At 70.4% G+C, this 15805-nt stretch carries 11 protein-coding genes; 1 reads left to right on the top strand and 10 read right to left on the bottom strand.

Going from position 1 to position 15805, the window contains the following annotated elements; translation table 11 throughout:
* Window positions 1-44 precede the first annotated feature (44 nt).
* From ACFZAT_RS03010 to ACFZAT_RS02965, 10 genes are all read right to left on the bottom strand, one after another.
* Window positions 45-1190: a dipeptide ABC transporter ATP-binding protein gene (locus ACFZAT_RS03010; protein WP_391259147.1), complete on the bottom strand. Its 1146-nt coding sequence runs from the start codon at window positions 1188-1190 to the stop codon at window positions 45-47.
* Complete coding sequence (locus ACFZAT_RS03005) at window positions 1183-2241, bottom strand: oligopeptide/dipeptide ABC transporter ATP-binding protein (RefSeq protein ID WP_391259144.1); 1059 nt, start codon at window positions 2239-2241, stop codon at window positions 1183-1185. The genes ACFZAT_RS03010 and ACFZAT_RS03005 overlap by 8 nt, the downstream gene beginning before the upstream one ends.
* Before the next feature lie 10 nt (window positions 2242-2251).
* A complete protein-coding gene (locus ACFZAT_RS03000; RefSeq protein ID WP_391259141.1) occupies window positions 2252-3199 on the bottom strand; it encodes an ABC transporter permease subunit in 948 nt (315 codons plus the stop codon).
* Window positions 3192-4124 carry an ABC transporter permease subunit gene (locus ACFZAT_RS02995; RefSeq protein ID WP_391260233.1) on the bottom strand — a complete coding sequence of 311 codons (933 nt, stop codon included), beginning with the start codon at window positions 4122-4124 and terminating at the stop codon, window positions 3192-3194. The genes ACFZAT_RS03000 and ACFZAT_RS02995 overlap by 8 nt, the downstream gene beginning before the upstream one ends.
* Window positions 4125-4290: 166 nt before the next feature.
* The gene (locus ACFZAT_RS02990; protein ID WP_391259138.1) at window positions 4291-5931 is read right to left on the bottom strand and encodes an ABC transporter substrate-binding protein; all 1641 of its coding nucleotides are present in this window, start codon (window positions 5929-5931) and stop codon (window positions 4291-4293) included.
* Between the two features lie 461 nt (window positions 5932-6392).
* Window positions 6393-8300, bottom strand: coding sequence for a translational GTPase TypA (typA, locus tag ACFZAT_RS02985; RefSeq protein WP_073964160.1), 1908 nt, complete (start codon window positions 8298-8300; stop codon window positions 6393-6395).
* A 219-nt stretch (window positions 8301-8519) separates the two neighbouring features.
* The gene (locus tag ACFZAT_RS02980; protein WP_391259135.1) at window positions 8520-10859 is read right to left on the bottom strand and encodes an ABC transporter substrate-binding protein; all 2340 of its coding nucleotides are present in this window, start codon (window positions 10857-10859) and stop codon (window positions 8520-8522) included.
* A gap of 220 nt (window positions 10860-11079) precedes the next feature.
* Window positions 11080-11631 (bottom strand): isochorismatase family protein, encoded by a 552-nt coding sequence (locus tag ACFZAT_RS02975; protein ID WP_391259133.1) that lies wholly within the window; start codon window positions 11629-11631, stop codon window positions 11080-11082.
* Between the two features lie 35 nt (window positions 11632-11666).
* The gene (locus ACFZAT_RS02970) at window positions 11667-13073 is read right to left on the bottom strand and encodes an MFS transporter (RefSeq protein ID WP_391260230.1); all 1407 of its coding nucleotides are present in this window, start codon (window positions 13071-13073) and stop codon (window positions 11667-11669) included.
* A gap of 11 nt (window positions 13074-13084) precedes the next feature.
* Window positions 13085-13537, bottom strand: a complete 453-nt coding sequence (locus ACFZAT_RS02965; RefSeq protein ID WP_391259130.1) for a MarR family transcriptional regulator — start codon at window positions 13535-13537, stop codon at window positions 13085-13087.
* A gap of 128 nt (window positions 13538-13665) precedes the next feature.
* Between ACFZAT_RS02965 and ACFZAT_RS02960 the strand changes: the two genes are divergently transcribed.
* The gene (locus ACFZAT_RS02960; protein WP_391259128.1) at window positions 13666-15765 is read left to right on the top strand and encodes a TPM domain-containing protein; all 2100 of its coding nucleotides are present in this window, start codon (window positions 13666-13668) and stop codon (window positions 15763-15765) included.
* Window positions 15766-15805 lie beyond the last annotated feature (40 nt).

Here is a 15805-nt window from a genome sequence, read left to right as displayed (position 1 = left end):
CGGAACCGATCGGTTCCGGGGCGCCTTTCGTCACGCGCGCGGTGTCACGAGACCGCGTGCACCACGTCCTTCTCCTCCGCGAAGTGGCAGGCCGACTCGTGAGCGGCCGGCGTCTTCGAGGCCTTGAAGCGCTCGGGGACCGCGAGGAGCGGCACCTCGGTGGCGCACTTGTCCTGGGCCTTCCAGCAACGGGTGCGGAAGCGGCAGCCCGAGGGCGGGTTGGCCGGGGAGGGGACATCACCGGTGAGGATGATCCGCTCGCGGCCCTCGCGGGCCTCCGGGTCCGGGACCGGGACGGCCGACAGCAGCGCCTGGGTGTACGGGTGCGTCGGGTGGTCGTAGATCTGGACGTCCGTACCGATCTCGGCCATCTTGCCGAGGTACATGACGCCGACCCGGTCCGAGATGTGCCGGACGATCGACAGGTCGTGCGCGATGAAGAGGTAGGACAGGTTGAACTCGTCCTGGAGCTTCTCCATCAGGTTGACGACCTGCGCCTGCACCGACACGTCGAGCGCGGAGACCGGCTCGTCGCAGATGATGATCTCCGGGTTGAGCGCGAGGCCGCGGGCGATGCCGATGCGCTGGCGCTGGCCGCCGGAGAACTGGTGCGGGTAGCGGTTGATGTACTCCGGGTTGAGGCCCACCACGTCCAGGAGCTCCTGGACCTTGCGGCGCCGGTCGCCCTTGGGGGCCACCTCGGGGTGGATCTCGTACGTCTCGCCGATGATGTCGCCCACCGTCATACGGGGGTTCAGCGAGGTGTACGGGTCCTGGAACACCATCTGGATGTTGCGGCGGACGGCCTTCAGGGCGCGGCCGGACAGCTTGGTGATGTCCTGGCCCTTGTAGAAGACCTCGCCGGCGGTGGCCCGCTCCAGCGTCATCAGCAGCTTGGCGACGGTGGACTTGCCGCAGCCGGACTCGCCGACGATGCCGAGGGTCTCGCCCGCGTACAGGTCGAACGAGATGCCGTCGACGGCCTTGACGGCGCCGACCTGCTTCTTGAAGAGGATGCCCTGCGTCAGCGGGAAGTGCTTGACGAGGTTGCGCACCTGGAGGATCGGTTCCCCCTGCGACACGGGCGCGTCGATGGCGGCTACGGCCTCCGCCTCGGTCGCCGCGTCGACGGTCTCCACCTCGGAGACGTTGGGGGTGGCGTCCACGGACTCCTTCGAGATGTCAGCCATGGATCGTCTCCTTCCAGAAGTGACAGGCGCTGCGGCGGCCGGCCAGCTCGGTGCCGTCCTGCTCGGTCACCGCGTGGAGCGGCGGGATGTCCGAACGGCAGATGTCCTGGGCCATGGTGCAGCGCGGGTTGAAGGCGCAGCCCGACGGCACGTGCAGCAGGTTGGGCGGCAGGCCCTTGATCGCGAAGAGCTCCTGGCCCTTCTGGTCCAGGCGCGGGATCGAGGCCAGCAGACCCTTGGTGTAGGGGTGCGCGGGGCGCTTGTAGATCTCGTGCACCGGGGCGGTCTCGACGATCCGGCCCGCGTACATCACGGCGATCTTGTCCGCGACGTCCGCGACGACACCCAGGTCGTGGGTGATCAGGATCAGGCCCATGTTGTACTCGCGCTGGAGCTCCGCGAGCAGGTCCATCACCTGGGCCTGGACGGTCACGTCGAGCGCGGTGGTCGGCTCGTCCGCGATGATCAGGTCCGGCTCCAGGGCGAGCGCCATCGCGATCATGATGCGCTGGCGCATACCGCCGGAGAACTGGTGCGGGTAGTCCGAGACCCGGGCCGCGGCGGCCGGGATCTTCACCTGGTCCATCAGCTCGATGGCCTTGGCGCGGGCTTCCTTCTTGGACAGGCCCTGGTGGACCCGGAACATCTCACCGAGCTGGTAGCCGACGGTCAGGACCGGGTTCAGCGAGGACAGCGCGTCCTGGAAGATCATGGCGATCTTCTGGCCGCGGATCTTCCGGCGCTCCTCGTTGGACATCGTGAGCATGTCCTGGCCGCGGAAGAGGATCTCGCCCTTGGGGATCTTCCCGGGCGGCATGTCGAGGATGCCCATGATGGCCTGCGCCGTCACGGACTTGCCGGAGCCGGACTCACCGAGGACGGCGAGGGTCTCGCCGGCGTCCACGCTGTAGTTGACCCCGTTGACCGCCTTGGCCACACCGTCGCGGGTGTGGAACTCCACGTGCAGGTCACGGACTTCGAGCAGGGGACCGACGTGGTCGTCACCCCGGCGTGCGGACGGGACTTCGGCGGTCTTGTTGATGGTGGCCACGTTCGCCCTCCTATCGCGACTTCGGATCGAGGGCGTTGCGGACGGCTTCGCCGAGCATGATGAACGCCAGAACGGTGATGCTGAGCATGATCGACGGGTAGATCAGGATGTGCTGCGCCACCCGGATCTGGTTCGAACCGGTCGAGATGTCGATGCCCCACGAGATGGTCGGGTCGGCGAGACCGAGACCGAGGTACGACAGGGTCGCCTCGGCCGAGATGTACACACCCAGCGAGATGGTGGCGACGACGATCACCGGCGCCATCACGTTCGGCAGGATGTGCCGGAACATGATCCGGGTGGTCCCCGCGCCGAGCGCCCGGGCCGCCTGGACGTAATCGGCCTCCTTGACGGTGATCACCGCGCCACGCATGACACGGGCGATCTGCGTCCAGCCGAGGAACGCCAGGGCGAGCACGACGACCCACACCTTGCGCTCGCTGAAGGACTGGAGCACGACCATCGCGCCGAGCAGGAAGGGCAGGCCCAGGAAGATGTTGGTGAAGCCGGAGAGGATCGCGTCCACCCAGCCGCCGAAGAACCCGGACAGCATGCCGATGAGGCCGCCGAACAGGGTCACCAGCACGGTGACGCAGACGCCGACGGTGATCGAGGCGCGGGTGCCGTAGATGACGCGGGCGTAGACGCTGCGGCCCTGCCCGTCGTAGCCGAGCCAGCCCTCCGAGCCGATCTTGCTCAGCTCCGGCTTCTTCAGGAAGTGCTTCCCGAGGTCCGCGTGGGTCGCCGAGGCCCCGGTGAACAGGCCGGGGAAGACGGCTATCACCAGGAGGATGACGATGAGGACGGACGACACCAGGAAGTACGGGTTGCGACGCAGGTCGGCCCAGGCGTCGCCCCACAGGCTGCGCGCCTTGGCGGCCTTCACGACGGAGGTCGGGTCCGTGACGGGACCGTGGACGTCCTCGGGCGCGGGTGCGGTCTTGGTCACGTCAGGCATAACGGATCCTCGGGTCCAGGACCGCGTACAGCAGGTCGACGATCAGGGTCATGAACAGGTAGACGAGCACCAGGATGGTGACGAGGCCCACCAGGGTGGTGCCTTCACGCCGGGTGATCGACTCGACGATGGTGCCGCCGATGCCCTTGACGTTGAAGACGGACTCGGTGACGACCGCACCGCCCATCAGGGCGCCCAGGTCGGTGCCCAGGAAGGTGATGACGGGGATCATCGAGTTGCGCATCAGGTGCACACCGATGATGCGGCTCTTGGGAAGTCCCTTGGCGACGGCCGTACGCATGTAGTCGGACCGCAGGTTCTCGGCCATCGTCGTACGGGTCAGCCGGGCCACGTACGCGAGGGAGAGCGAGCCGAGCACGATGGCCGGGGTGAGTAGTTCGCTCCAGGTCGCCTCGTTCGAGACGTTGGGCGAGATCAGCCCCATCTGGTCGGCGAAGACGGACTTGACGATGTGCGCCAGCACGAAGACGGGGATCGAGATGATCAGCAGCGTCAGGATCAGGACCACGTTGTCGGCCAGCCGGCCGGCGCGCAGACCCGCGACCATGCCCAGGCCGATGCCGAGGATGATCTCGATGACGAACGCCATGCTCGCCAGTCGCAGGGTGACCGGGAAGGCGTCGCCGAGCACGTCGGTGACGGGCCGCCCGCTGGCTATCTGGGTGCCGAAGTCCCCATGAAAGAGCATGCCCTTCATGTAGTCCCAGTACTGCACCAGAATCGGCTGGTCCAGTCCGAGCTTGTGCCGCATCGCTTCCAGAGTGGCCGGATCGGCCCCCTTGTCCCCGAAGAGCCCGCGCACGGGGTCGCCGGGCAGCGTGTAGACCATCAGGAAGATCAGCAGCGTTGTCCCGAGGAAGACCGGGATCATCTGGAGCAGTCGTCGTGCGACATAGCGCCCCATCATGCCTCCATGTAATAGGCGGCGGCAGCCGACGGGCCCTCCCCCGCACCGACGCCCCCTGAGGGTGGGTCGATTGCGTGGAAGGGCCCCCCGGCCACTGCGTGCGGCAGGCGCGGGACCGTTCTTCAGGCGGTCCCGCGCGTGCGCGCGGACTACGTCGGTGTGATTACTTCTTGACCTCGACCTGCGTCAGGATCGGGTCGCCGTCCTGCGCGTAGTCGACGTTCTGGACCTTCTCCGAGTAGCCGGCGTTGACCTTGTAGTACCAGAGCGGGATGGAGGGCATGTAGTTCACCAGCTCCTTCTCGATCTTCTGGTACGCGGCGACGGACTCGTCGAGGGAGGCGGCGGAGTCGGCCTTCTTGATCTCCGCGTCCAGACCCTTGTTCGAGAAGTCGCCCTGGTTGCCCGCGGCGCCGGTACGGAACAGGTCCGAGATGAAGTTGGCGTTCATCGGGTAGTCGAGCACCCAGCCGGAGCGGTACAGGGACTTGACCTGCTTGGCGTCACGCGCGTTGGTGTCGGCCTGGAAGTCGGCCTTCGAGTCGGTGGTGCACTTGACACCGGTCGACTGCGTGATGCTGTTGCAGACCGCCTCGACCCATTCCTTGTGGCCGCCGTCGGCGTTGAACTGGATCGAGATCTTGTTGCCCGGGACGCCGCCGCCGTCCTTGATGAGCTGCTTGGCCTTGGCGGGGTCGTACTTGGTGACGTCGCCCGCGGCGTCCTTCTGGTAGCCGAGGACACCCTGGGCGACCCAGCCGGTGGCCGGCTCACGCGTGCCCTGGAGCACGGTCTTGGTGATCGTGTCGCGGTCGATGCCCATCGACAGGCCCTGGAGGACCTTCGGGTCGATGTTCTTCCACTGCTTGGTGTAGAACGCGACGGCGATCGTCTGGATCGAGGAGTACGGCTTGTCCACGGCGCGGTCACCGAGGTCGGACCGGTAGACCGGGAGGTCCTTCGGGCCGATCTGGCGGAGCACGTCGACGTTGCCGGACTTCAGGTCCTCGTAGGCGGTCTCGAGGGTGGTGTAGTTCTTGAAGATCACACCGCCGTTCTTCGCCTTGTCGAGACCCTTGTAGTCGTCGTTGCGGACGACCTTGATCTGCTTCTTGTGGTCCCAGCTGACGAACTTGTACGCGCCGTTGCCGACCGGCTTCTCACCGGCGGCCTTCGGGTCCGCGTAGAAGGACTCGGGCAGCGGGGAGAAGACCGTGTAGCCGAGCTTGTACGCGAAGTACGGCAGCGGGGAGTTGAGCTCGATGGTGAACGTGTAGTCGTCCACCTTCTTCAGACCGGACATGGTGTCCGACTTCGGCTTGGCCTTCGCGTCCTCCGGGTGGACGTCCGCGTAGCCCTTGATGTCGCCGAACCAGGACGCGTTGGTCTGGTCGTTCTTGATGTTGGCGGCCCAGTTCCACGCCTTGATGTACGACTCGGCGGTGACGGGGGTGCCGTCGTGGAACTTCCAGTCCTTCTTGAGCTTGACGGTCCAGAGCTTCGAGTCCTTGGTGTCGACGGACTCGGCGTTGATCATCTCAAGCTTGCCGGACGGGTCGTAGTCCACCAGCTGCGAGAAGATCGCGTCGGTGACGATGCTGCCGTTCGACTCCATCGTGTTGGCCGGCTGCAGCGGGTTCTGCGGCTCACCGACCTCGACGGAGAAGATGCCGTCCGGGTTCACCGCGCCCTTGGCGCTCTTGCCGCCCTTGTCGGCATCGTCGTCGCCGCCACCGCAGGCAGTCGCAGCCAGGGCGATGATGGCCGCTCCCGCGACCCACTTGGCGCTCTTGGCACCACGCATGGGTTTCCTCCTCATGAGTCCACTTTTGACTACAAGAAGGGCACTGGGTCGATACACCGACACCCCTGACGGTGATCGTTTCAGTGCCCTTAGTGTGCTCGTGAGTCGGCGCACTCCCCACAGTGCGTGACCCATTGACCCGAGCTCAATGGAGCCAACTATTAAGTACGACTGGGCCGTAAACCACACTTAAAGGGTCTCGGTTTGACAACATCCGACCCTTGCGCGGACCAAAATCCGGACAAAGCGATCCCAGACAGACACCCCCGAAACGGACTGTTAACACATGTTTCGGAGAGCAACCTCCGATAATCGGACGTTTCTGTCTCAAATCCTGGACAGGCAAGCCGAAAACCGGTTGACCACGGCCGAGGGCCCCCACAGTGTCTGTGAGGGCCCTGGGCTACGGCAATGCCTTGAGCTGACGGATCGTCGGCCGGAAATCGCCTACCGGCGTCGGCTCAGCCGTGCTTGGCGCGCGAGGCGGTGCGGCTGCGCTCCTTCTGGTCGAGGACGACCTTGCGGATGCGGACGGCCTCCGGGGTCACCTCGACGCACTCGTCGTCGCGGCAGAACTCCAGGGACTGCTCCAGCGAGAGCTTGCGCGGCGGGACGATCGCCTCGAAGGAGTCGGCCGACGAGGACCGCATGTTCGTGAGCTTCTTCTCCTTGGTGATGTTCACGTCCATGTCGTCGGAGCGCGAGTTCTCGCCGACGATCATGCCCTCGTACACCTCGGTGCCGGGGTCGGTGAACAGCACACCGCGCTCCTGGAGGTTCGTCATCGCGAAGGCGGTGACGGCACCGGCGCGGTCGGCGACCAGCGAGCCGTTGTTACGGGTCGTCAGGGTGCCGAACCACGGCTCGTGGCCCTCGTGGATGGAGTGCGCGATACCCGTCCCGCGGGTGTTCGTCAGGAACTCCGTACGGAAGCCGATGAGGCCGCGGGACGGGACGACGAACTCCATGCGGACCCAGCCGGAGCCGTGGTTCGACATGTTGTCCATGCGGCCCTTGCGGACGCCCATGAGCTGCGTGACGGCGCCCATGTGCTCCTCGGGCACGTCGATCGTCATGCGCTCGACGGGCTCGTACGTCTTGCCCTCGACGTCCTTCGTGACCACCTGGGGCTTGCCGATGGTCATCTCGAAGCCCTCGCGCCGCATCTGCTCGACCAGGATGGCCAGCGCCAGCTCACCGCGGCCCTGCACCTCCCAGGCGTCGGGGCGCTCGGTGTCCAGGACGCGCAGCGAGACGTTACCGATCAGCTCGCGGTCCAGGCGGTCCTTGACCTGGCGGGCGGTGACCTTGCGGTCCTTGACCGCGGCCTTGGCGTCCGCGCCCTTGCCCGTGCCGCCCCGGCCGACGAGCGGCGAGGTGTTGGTGCCGATGGTCATCGAGATCGCGGGCTCGTCCACCGTGATCAGGGGCAGCGCGACCGGGTTCTCCGGGTCGGCGAGCGTCTCACCGATCATGATCTCCGGGATACCGGCGACGGCGCAGATGTCACCGGGTCCGGCCACCTCGGCGGGCTTGCGGGTGAGCGCCTCGGTCATCATCAGCTCGGTGATGCGCACGTTCTGGATGGAGCCGTCGCGCTTGATCCAGGCGACGGTCTGGCCCTTGCGCAGCTCGCCCTGCTCGACGCGCAGGAGCGCGATGCGGCCGAGGAAGTTGTCGGCGTCGAGGTTGGTGACGTGGGCCTGGAGCGGCGCGCCCTCCTCGTACGTCGGGGCCGGGACGTGCTCCAGGATCGCGGAGAAGAACGGCTCCAGGTTGGTGGAGTCCGCGGGGACGGTGCCGTCCTCCGGCTTGGTCAGCGAGGCGATGCCGTCACGGCCGCACGCGTAGACGATCGGGAACTCGATCTGCTCCTCGTCCGCGTCCAGGTCGAGGAAGAGGTCGTAGGTCTCGTTGACGACCTCGTCGATCCGGGAGTCCGGGCGGTCCGTCTTGTTGATGCACAGGATGACGGGCAGCCGCTGCTGGAGCGCCTTGCGCAGCACGAAGCGGGTCTGCGGGAGCGGGCCCTCGGAGGCGTCGACCAGAAGCACGACCGCGTCCACCATCGACAGGCCGCGCTCGACCTCGCCACCGAAGTCGGCGTGGCCGGGGGTGTCGATGATGTTGATGGTGATGACGTCGCCGCCATCCTTGGGGTGGTACTTCACGGCCGTGTTCTTGGCCAGGATCGTGATGCCCTTCTCACGCTCCAGGTCGTTCGAGTCCATCATGCGGTCGTCGAGGGACTCGGCGGCGTGCGCGGCGAAGGAGCCGGCCTGCTTGAGCATGGCATCGACGATGGTCGTCTTGCCGTGGTCGACGTGGGCGACGATGGCTACGTTACGGATGTCGTGGCGCGTGGGCATGGTGTGGCTTGCGCTTCTCTCGGATCGGGGATTCAGGCGCCTGGGTCGGTCTTGAGTCCTCGTACGCCCGCCGGGCGGACGCGCCACGGCTACTCCCATGGTACGGGGCGGTCGCTGCTGCGGCTTCCCCGGCAAGTTTCCGGGTCAATGGTGGGTACAGCTTTGCCCGCCGGTGAACCGGCGGGCAAGGGTTCTGAGCTGCATCTGAGCTTGTCGGCGCTACTTCCTCCGCTGGGCCGGGGCGCCCGCCGCCTGCGGGGCCTTGTAGCCGATGTCCTGGTAGTGCGGGACTCCGAGGCCGAAGGCGCCGACGTTCACGAGTTGCTTGCCGGTGGCGACGAGCTGGGGGCGCTGGAAGAGGGGAATCGATCCTGCGGCGGCCCAGATCCGGGCGTCCGCCTTGCGCATGAGGTCCTGGGCGGCCTTCTCGTCCAGCTCCGACGCGGCCTGGTCGAAGAGCTGGTCGATGTGGTCCGTGCCGACCCGGGTGTAGTTCTGCTCCACGAGCAGCGAACCGTCGGACGCGGGCAGCGGCTTGGCGAAGATCGGGCGGTCGTCGGTGGCCGGGTAGGCGGTGGCGGGCCAGGAGTACAGGGCCATGTCGTAATCGCCGGAGGCCACGTGGTCGCGGAAGTAGCTGTCGTCGGAGACCTTGGTGATCTCGGTGCGGATGCCGATCGTGTCGAGCATCGCGGCGATCTTCTCGCCGACGCTGCGCAGTCCGGCCGAACCGGGCCCGGACGGCAGGACGAAGCGCAGGCTCAGCGGCTTGCCGTTCTTGCCGAGCGGGCCGCGCGCGGCGTCGGCCGCCTTGGCGGGGGCCGCGGTACCCGCCGGGGCGTACGCTCCGGCGGCGCCCCCGGGCTGCCGGTCCTGGGCCCGGATCGCGTCCCGGGCGTCCTCCGAGGTGCCCGTGGAGCCGAGGTGCCCGGCCTGGCGCAGCAGGGCCACGCTCTGCGCGGCGGCGTCGGGGGCCGGGGCGAGGACGTGGATGCCGCCGGGCTTGTCGTCGCCGACGATGTAGAGGCCGTCGTCGGCGGCGGGCTCGCCCGCGGCGCGGTCGCCCTTGCCGTCGTCCGCGTCCTTGCCGGCGTTCCCCTTCTTCTCCGCGTCCTTCTCCTCCGCCTTTTCGCCGGCCTTCTTCTGCTTCTCGCTCTCGCTGCCCGCCTTGGTGCCGTCGCTCCGGCTCAGCGCGCCCTCGCGCGTCCAGCCCGCGTCGGCGAGCAGCGCCTGCGCCTGCTCGGTGTCCTGCTTGCCGAGCGCGTCGCTGCCGTCCCGGTACGCGGGCTGCCCGGCGACGGCGAGGTGGCTGCCGAGCGGCTGCGCGGGCAGTCCGAGCGGCTTCAGCACGGTGTCGGCAAGCTGCTGCCGGTCCAGGGCGCGGGCGACGGCCCGGCGCACCCGGTCGTCGGCGAGCGGTCCGGTCTCGCCGTTCAGCGCGAGCTGGGTGTAGGCGGGTTCCAGGGACTTGCGGACGACGAAGGCGCGCAGCCCGCTCTGCTCGGTGGCGTACGCGTCGGCCGCCCTGGCCTTGTCGTCCCGCGCCTCCTGCTCCTCCTCGGCCGCCTCCTCGTCGGTGCCGTGCGCCACGGCCCAGGAGCGCAGGGCGTCCGCCGGGCTCTGTGCGGCGCCGGGCCCGTGGGCGGGCGGCGCGCCGGCCGCGCCCTCGCGCGCCGCCTGGGCGATGCGGTGGGCGGTGGTGGAGTCGATGTCGGCGATGTCGACGGCGCCCTCGGCCAGCGCGTCGGTGCGCTCCTCGGGCTTGACGGCCTGGAAGACCAGCGAGTCCAGCTTGGCGCGGCCGCCCCACCAGCGCGGGTCGCGGGTCAGCGTGACGGACCCGGTCTTCTTGTCCACCTCGCGCAGCCGGAACGGCCCGGCGGTCGCCTTGAGGGTGGTGCGGGCGCCGTCGTTGAAGGCGTCCGGGGAGCTCGTCACCTGCTTCGGGTAGAGCGGCGAGAACAGCGAGCGCCAGTCCGCGTACGGCTTGGCGAAGGTGACCTTGACCTCCAGGTCGTCGTGGCCGCGCTCGATCTTCTCGATGCGTTCGTACCCGGCGTTGCGGGCGGTCCAGAACGCGGAGTCCTTGCCGCTCAGCGCCCGCCACTGGGCGACGAAGTCCGGGGCGCCGATGCTGCGGCCGTCGCTCCAGACGGCCTGCTGGTTGAGCCGGTAGACGACGACCTGGCGGGGCTCGGTCTCGGTCACCTTGGCGGATTCGAGGTAGTCCGGGTTGAGCTGGGGCCGGCCCTGGGCGTCGAGCGGGAAGAGGGTCGGCAGCAGGGCGCCGGTGATCCGGGTGGTGGCGCTGTCGGCGTCCGCCTGGAAGGCGTTGAAGGTGGCGGGGAGCGCGTCGATCGCCCAGGTGACCCTGCCCCCGTCGGCGACCTGGGGGCGGGCGGCGCGGGCCACGTCCTGCGGTACGGCGGCGACGGCCGCGGTGTCCTTCCCGCCCGAACTGCATCCGGCCAGCGCCGGGAGGGTGAGGACGCCTGCGGTGAGCAGGGCGGGGATGCGCCTCTTTCGGGCCGTCCCGCGCGGGACGCCGACGTGGGACATGGCTGATACCTCCGGGGACGGCCCGGCCCGCACCGGGAATGGGCCTGATTGAGCGTTTTTGGTGGCATTTGCAGTTGATCACACTGGTTCCGCCTCTCCACTGAAAACGCCCTCGCGCGGGAACGCCGTGCCGACACGGCGGGTACGCCCCGAAGCCCACCCGTACGGCGGAGCGCCGCGGCCCGGGTGGGCCGCGGCGCTCCGTTGGGTGCGGATCCGGTCAGCCGAGGAGCTTGACGATCTCGTCGGTCGTGCCGGTCTCGCCGAGGCGCGGGAAGACGCGCTGCACGCTGTTGTCGTGGGCCTCGCCGCTCATGTCGGTCATCGCGTCCGTGGCGAGGGTGACGTGGTAGCCGTGCTCGTGCGCGGAGCGGGCGGTGGACTCGACGCCGATGCTGGTCGCGATGCCGGCCAGCACGACCTGGGTGACGCCCCGGCGGCGCAGCTGGAGGTCGAGGTCGGTGCCGTAGAAGGCGCCCCACTGCTGCTTGGTGACGATGATGTCGCCCTCGGCGGGGCCCATCTCGGGCACGATCTCGGCCCAGTCGGCGGCCGGCTGCCCGGACCGGGCCGGACCCTCGGTGCGGCCGGGGGCGCCGCCGGTGACGCGGACGAGGATCACGGGGAGGCCCTTGGCCCGGAAGGAGTCGGCGAGGGTGGCGGCGTTGGCGATGACGCCGGCGGAGGGGTGGGCGGTGGGCAGGGCGGTGATGCCCTTCTGGAGGTCGACGACGATCAGCGCGGTGGTGGGGTCGAGAACGGTGGCGGTCATGGTGGTGCTCCTTGTGGGGTGGTGCTCGATGGGGATCAGGTACGCCCGCGCAGGGCGCGGTCGGTGACGGTGAGGACGATGAGCAGGACGCCCAGGACGGCGGCGACGGCGGCCATCAGGTGCAGCCCCCGGTCTCCGGCCGACTGTCCGTAGGCCAGGGCGATGAGGCTGGAGGCGGTGATCGCGCCGATGTACTGGGCGGTGCGCTGGAGGCCGGCGGCCGAGCCGACGGAGGCGGGCGGCGCGTACGCCTGCACGGCCGCCTGGTTGCTGGTGCCGATGAGCCCCTGCGGGATGCCGAAGCAGGCGCCGGCGAGCAGCAGCAGGGCGACCGGTGCGTCGCCGGACAGGAGGAAGAGCATTCCGGCCCCGGCGGTGAGCAGGACGCAGGCCAGGACGAGGGGGCCCCGGATGCCCTTCGTACGGGCGCCGAGCAGCGAGCACACCAGCGCCGCGACGGACATCGGCAGCATGAGGAGTCCGGTGTGCCCGGAGGAGTAGCCCCGGGCCTCCTCCAGCCACTGCGTGTATCCGTACATCACGCAGTAGATCAGCAGGTAGCTGATGCCGTGCCGGAGGTACGTACGCGAGAGCGCGCCGTTGACCGCGAGCATCCGCAGATCGATGAAGGGGGCGGGCGCCCGCAGCTGCCACCACACGAGGGCGGCGGTCAGCGCGGCGAACGGCGCGAGCAGCCACCACATCGGGTGCGCGAGGTCGAGCAGGAAGAAGACCAGGACGGTGAGCGCGGTCGCGAACAGGCCGATGCCGAGCGGGTCGAGGCCGAGCCGGGGTGCCGGGCCGCCGGTGGCGCGGGCGCGCGGCGGGTCGGCCGGGATCCAGAGCAGCGCCGCGCCGAGGGCGATCAGCGCCACGGGCACGTTGACGGCGAAGATCCCGCGCCAGCCGGCCGTCATGACGAGCAGTCCGCCGAGCGTGGGCCCGACCGCCGCACTGCCGAGCGCGGCGAAGGAGAGCCGGGCCAGCACCGGGCGCGGGGTCGGCCGCCCGATCCGGGCCGACTCGTCGCGCAGCACCGCCATGGCGGCCGGATAGGCCGCCGACGTACCGATGCCGAGCAGCAGCCGCGACACGATGAGCTGGCCGAAGCCCTGCGCGAAGGTGCCGACCAGGCCGGAGGCGACGACCACGACCAGTCCGGCGAGGAAGACCCGGCGCGGCCCGAGGACGTCGGCGAGCCGGCCCAGGACGGGCTGGGCGACGGCGCTGGCGAGGTAGAGGACGGAGATCAGCCAGGCGGTGTCGGCGGCACCGACGGAGAAGTGGTGCCCGATCGCCACCAGCGCGGTGGAGATCATGGTGGTGTTCAGCGGATTGAGCAGCGAGCCGAGCAGCAGCGGTGCGGTGAGCCGGGCGCTGAAGCCGGGGCCGGGCGCCGTCCCGTCCGGACGGGCCGCCGCACGTACCGCCCCGGGGAGCACATCGCGAGCACTCACGAACCGACCAGGCGTTCGATCAGGGCGGCGGCCTCGGCGACCGTGCGCCGCTCGTGCCCGTCGAGTTCGGCGGCGAGCGCCTCGGCGAGCCAGTTCCGCTTGGCGGCCCTGACCTCGGCGAGGGTGGTGCGCCCGGCGTCCGTGATCGACATGACGGACTTCCGCCCGTCGGCCGGGTCCGGCGCCCGCTCGACCAGCCCCTGCGTCTCCAGCGCGCCCAGGGTCAGCCGCATGGACTGCGGCCGTACGAATTCGGCGCGGGCCAGGTCCGCGGTGGTCGCGGCGCCCCCGTCTTCGAGGCGGGCGAGCACGGAGCGCTGGGTCGGCGTCAGCAGCGACTCCGACGAGGACGAACGCAGTCGCCGCAGCAGCCGGCCGACCACGGAGGCCAGCTGGTTCGCCACCTCTTCGGCCGTGGGGTCGGGGGCCGCCCCGGATGATTGCGTCATACACCCACCGTACGAGAAAGGCAGGGCACCTTGCAAGGCAACCTGTCTTTCTCGACCGCTGACCACACACCACCCCTCCCGGGCGCCCCGTGTCGCGGCCCCCCGAAGCTGGACATAGCCTCACAAACGTGACACCGCCTGAGAGCCGAATCCGGATCCTCATACCGGGCCGGGCCCTGCTCGCCGTGCTCCTGACGGTGTGCTGGCTGGCCCTGACCCCCGCGCCTGCCGCCCGCGCCGATGATCCGGTCACGCTGTCCCGCGACGGGCAGATCACCGACAAGGTGGGCGCCCTCGGCGACCGCCGCCCCCAGGTGGTCACGGCCCTCGACCGGCTCTACGCCGAGCACCGCCTCCAGCTCTTCGTGGTGTACGTACGCGACTTCTCCGGGCGCTCGGCCCAGGACTGGGCCGACGCGACCGCCGACCGCAACGGCCTCGGCCGCGACGACGTCCTGCTGGCCGTCGCCACCCACGCCCGCCAGTACGCCTACTCCGTCGACCAGGACGCCCCGCTCACCGACGCCCAGCTCCGGGACGTGGCGAACACCGCGATCGAACCGGCGCTGAAGCAGAACGACTGGGCGGGTGCCGCGATCGGTGCCGCCGACGGCTGCACCGCCGTCCTGTCAGGCGAGCCCGTGCCCGCCCCGGCGATCACCCCGGGCGCCTCCGACCCGGGCTCGGGCTCCGGCGGCACCAGCACCGGTGACCTCCTCCTTCCGCTCGTCCTGCTCTGCGCGGTGGCGGCGGTCGCCGCGTACGCGTTCCTGCGGCGCAAGCGGCGCGCCACCACCCGTACGACGCCCGGCACGACCGGCTGGGGCGGCGGCGTCCCGGCGCCCGCCCCGCTGCCGGAGCTCGACGCGAAGGCCAAGGAGACGCTCGTCGCCACCGACGACGCGGTCCGCACGAGCGAGGAGGAGCTGGGGTTCGCGACCGCCCAGTTCGGGGAGGAGGCCGCCGCGCCGTTCGCCGAGGCGGTGGCCTACGCCAAGGGCGAGCTGACCACCGCGTTCCGGCTGTGCCAGCAGCTGGACGACGCCTTCCCGGAGGACGACGAGACGCGCCGCCGGATGCTGGACGAGATCATCAGCCGCTGCGCGGACGCCGACGGCCGCCTCGACGCGGTCTCCGAGGACTTCGACCGGCTGCGCGAGCTGGAGCGCGAGGCGCCGCAGGCCCTGGCCGCCGCCGAAGCCGCGCTCCACGAGCTGACCGGCCGCGTCCCGGCCGCCGAGTCCGCGCTCGCCTCGATGCGCGAGCGGTACGCGGACCAGGCATCGGCCCCCGTCGCCGCCGACGCGGACCAGGCCGAGGACCGGCTCTCCTTCGCGACCGCCTCCCTCGGCCGGGCCCGGAAGGCGGTGGACGGCGGCGACCACGCGGCGGCAGCCGTCCATGTCCGGGCCGCCGAGGGCGCGCTCGACCAGGCGGGCACCCTCGTGGACGGCGTGGAGCGGCGGGCCCGCGAGCTGGACGCCGCGGCGGACCGGCTGACCGCCGCGCTCACCGAGCTGGACACCGACCTCGCGGACGCGGGCGGGCTGCTCGACGGCACGGCGCAGGGGGCGTCCACCGCCGACCTGCGCGGCCGGATCGCCCGTGCGCGGGCGGTGGCCGGCGATGTGCGCGAGGAGCGGGCGGGCCGGTACGACCCGATCGACGCGCTGCGCCGGGTGGAGGAGGCGGACCGGGCGCTGGACGAGACGCTGGCCGGGGCTCGCGAGCGGGAGCAGAACGACACCCGGGCGCGCTCGCTGCTCGACGGGGCGCTGCTCACCGCACGCTCCTCGGTCGCCGCCGCCGCGGACTTCGTGACGACGCACCGGGGCGCGGTCGGCAGCACCGCCCGGACCCGGCTGGCGGAGGCGCAGCGCCGGCTGGAGCAGGCCGCCGCGCCGGCGGGGAACAGCGATCCGCAGGCCGCCCTGGCCGAGGCGAACCGCGCGGACGCGCTGGCCCGCGAGGCGCGGAGCCTCGCCGAGCAGGACGTACGCGGCTACGGCTACGGCGGGCGCGGCGGCATGGCGGGCGGAGGCGGCGGGGGCATGGGCGGCGCGGTGCTGGGCGGGATCATCCTCGGCGGCCTGATGGGCGGGGGCGGCGGACGGGGCGGCTTCGGAGGCGGCGGGGGCTCCGGGGGCGGCTTCGGCGGGGGCGGCGGGCCCGGCAGCTTCGGCGGCGGCGGGACGCGGGGCCGCCGGGGCGGCGGCGGGCGCTTCTGACGCGGGGAGCTTCCCGTACAGCCGTATAGCCGTATAGCCG

The organism is Streptomyces sp. NPDC008163, from assembly GCF_042956885.1.
GTDB lineage: Bacteria > Actinomycetota > Actinomycetes > Streptomycetales > Streptomycetaceae > Streptomyces > Streptomyces drozdowiczii_A.
This window is presented reverse-complemented; position numbering and strand designations above follow the sequence as displayed.

Excerpts from the sequence above, each read along its gene's own strand:
- ACFZAT_RS03010 (WP_391259147.1), bottom strand. The coding sequence starts at position 1,190 with ATGGCTGACATCTCGAAGGAGTCCGTGGACGCCACCCCCAACGTCTCC.
- ACFZAT_RS03000 (WP_391259141.1), bottom strand. The coding sequence starts at position 3,199 with ATGCCTGACGTGACCAAGACCGCACCCGCGCCCGAGGACGTCCACGGT.
- ACFZAT_RS02995 (WP_391260233.1), bottom strand. The coding sequence starts at position 4,124 with ATGGGGCGCTATGTCGCACGACGACTGCTCCAGATGATCCCGGTCTTC.
- ACFZAT_RS02990 (WP_391259138.1), bottom strand. The coding sequence starts at position 5,931 with ATGCGTGGTGCCAAGAGCGCCAAGTGGGTCGCGGGAGCGGCCATCATC.
- typA (WP_073964160.1), bottom strand. The coding sequence starts at position 8,300 with ATGCCCACGCGCCACGACATCCGTAACGTAGCCATCGTCGCCCACGTC.
- ACFZAT_RS02980 (WP_391259135.1), bottom strand. The coding sequence starts at position 10,859 with ATGTCCCACGTCGGCGTCCCGCGCGGGACGGCCCGAAAGAGGCGCATC.
- ACFZAT_RS02975 (WP_391259133.1), bottom strand. The coding sequence starts at position 11,631 with ATGACCGCCACCGTTCTCGACCCCACCACCGCGCTGATCGTCGTCGAC.
- ACFZAT_RS02965 (WP_391259130.1), bottom strand. The coding sequence starts at position 13,537 with ATGACGCAATCATCCGGGGCGGCCCCCGACCCCACGGCCGAAGAGGTG.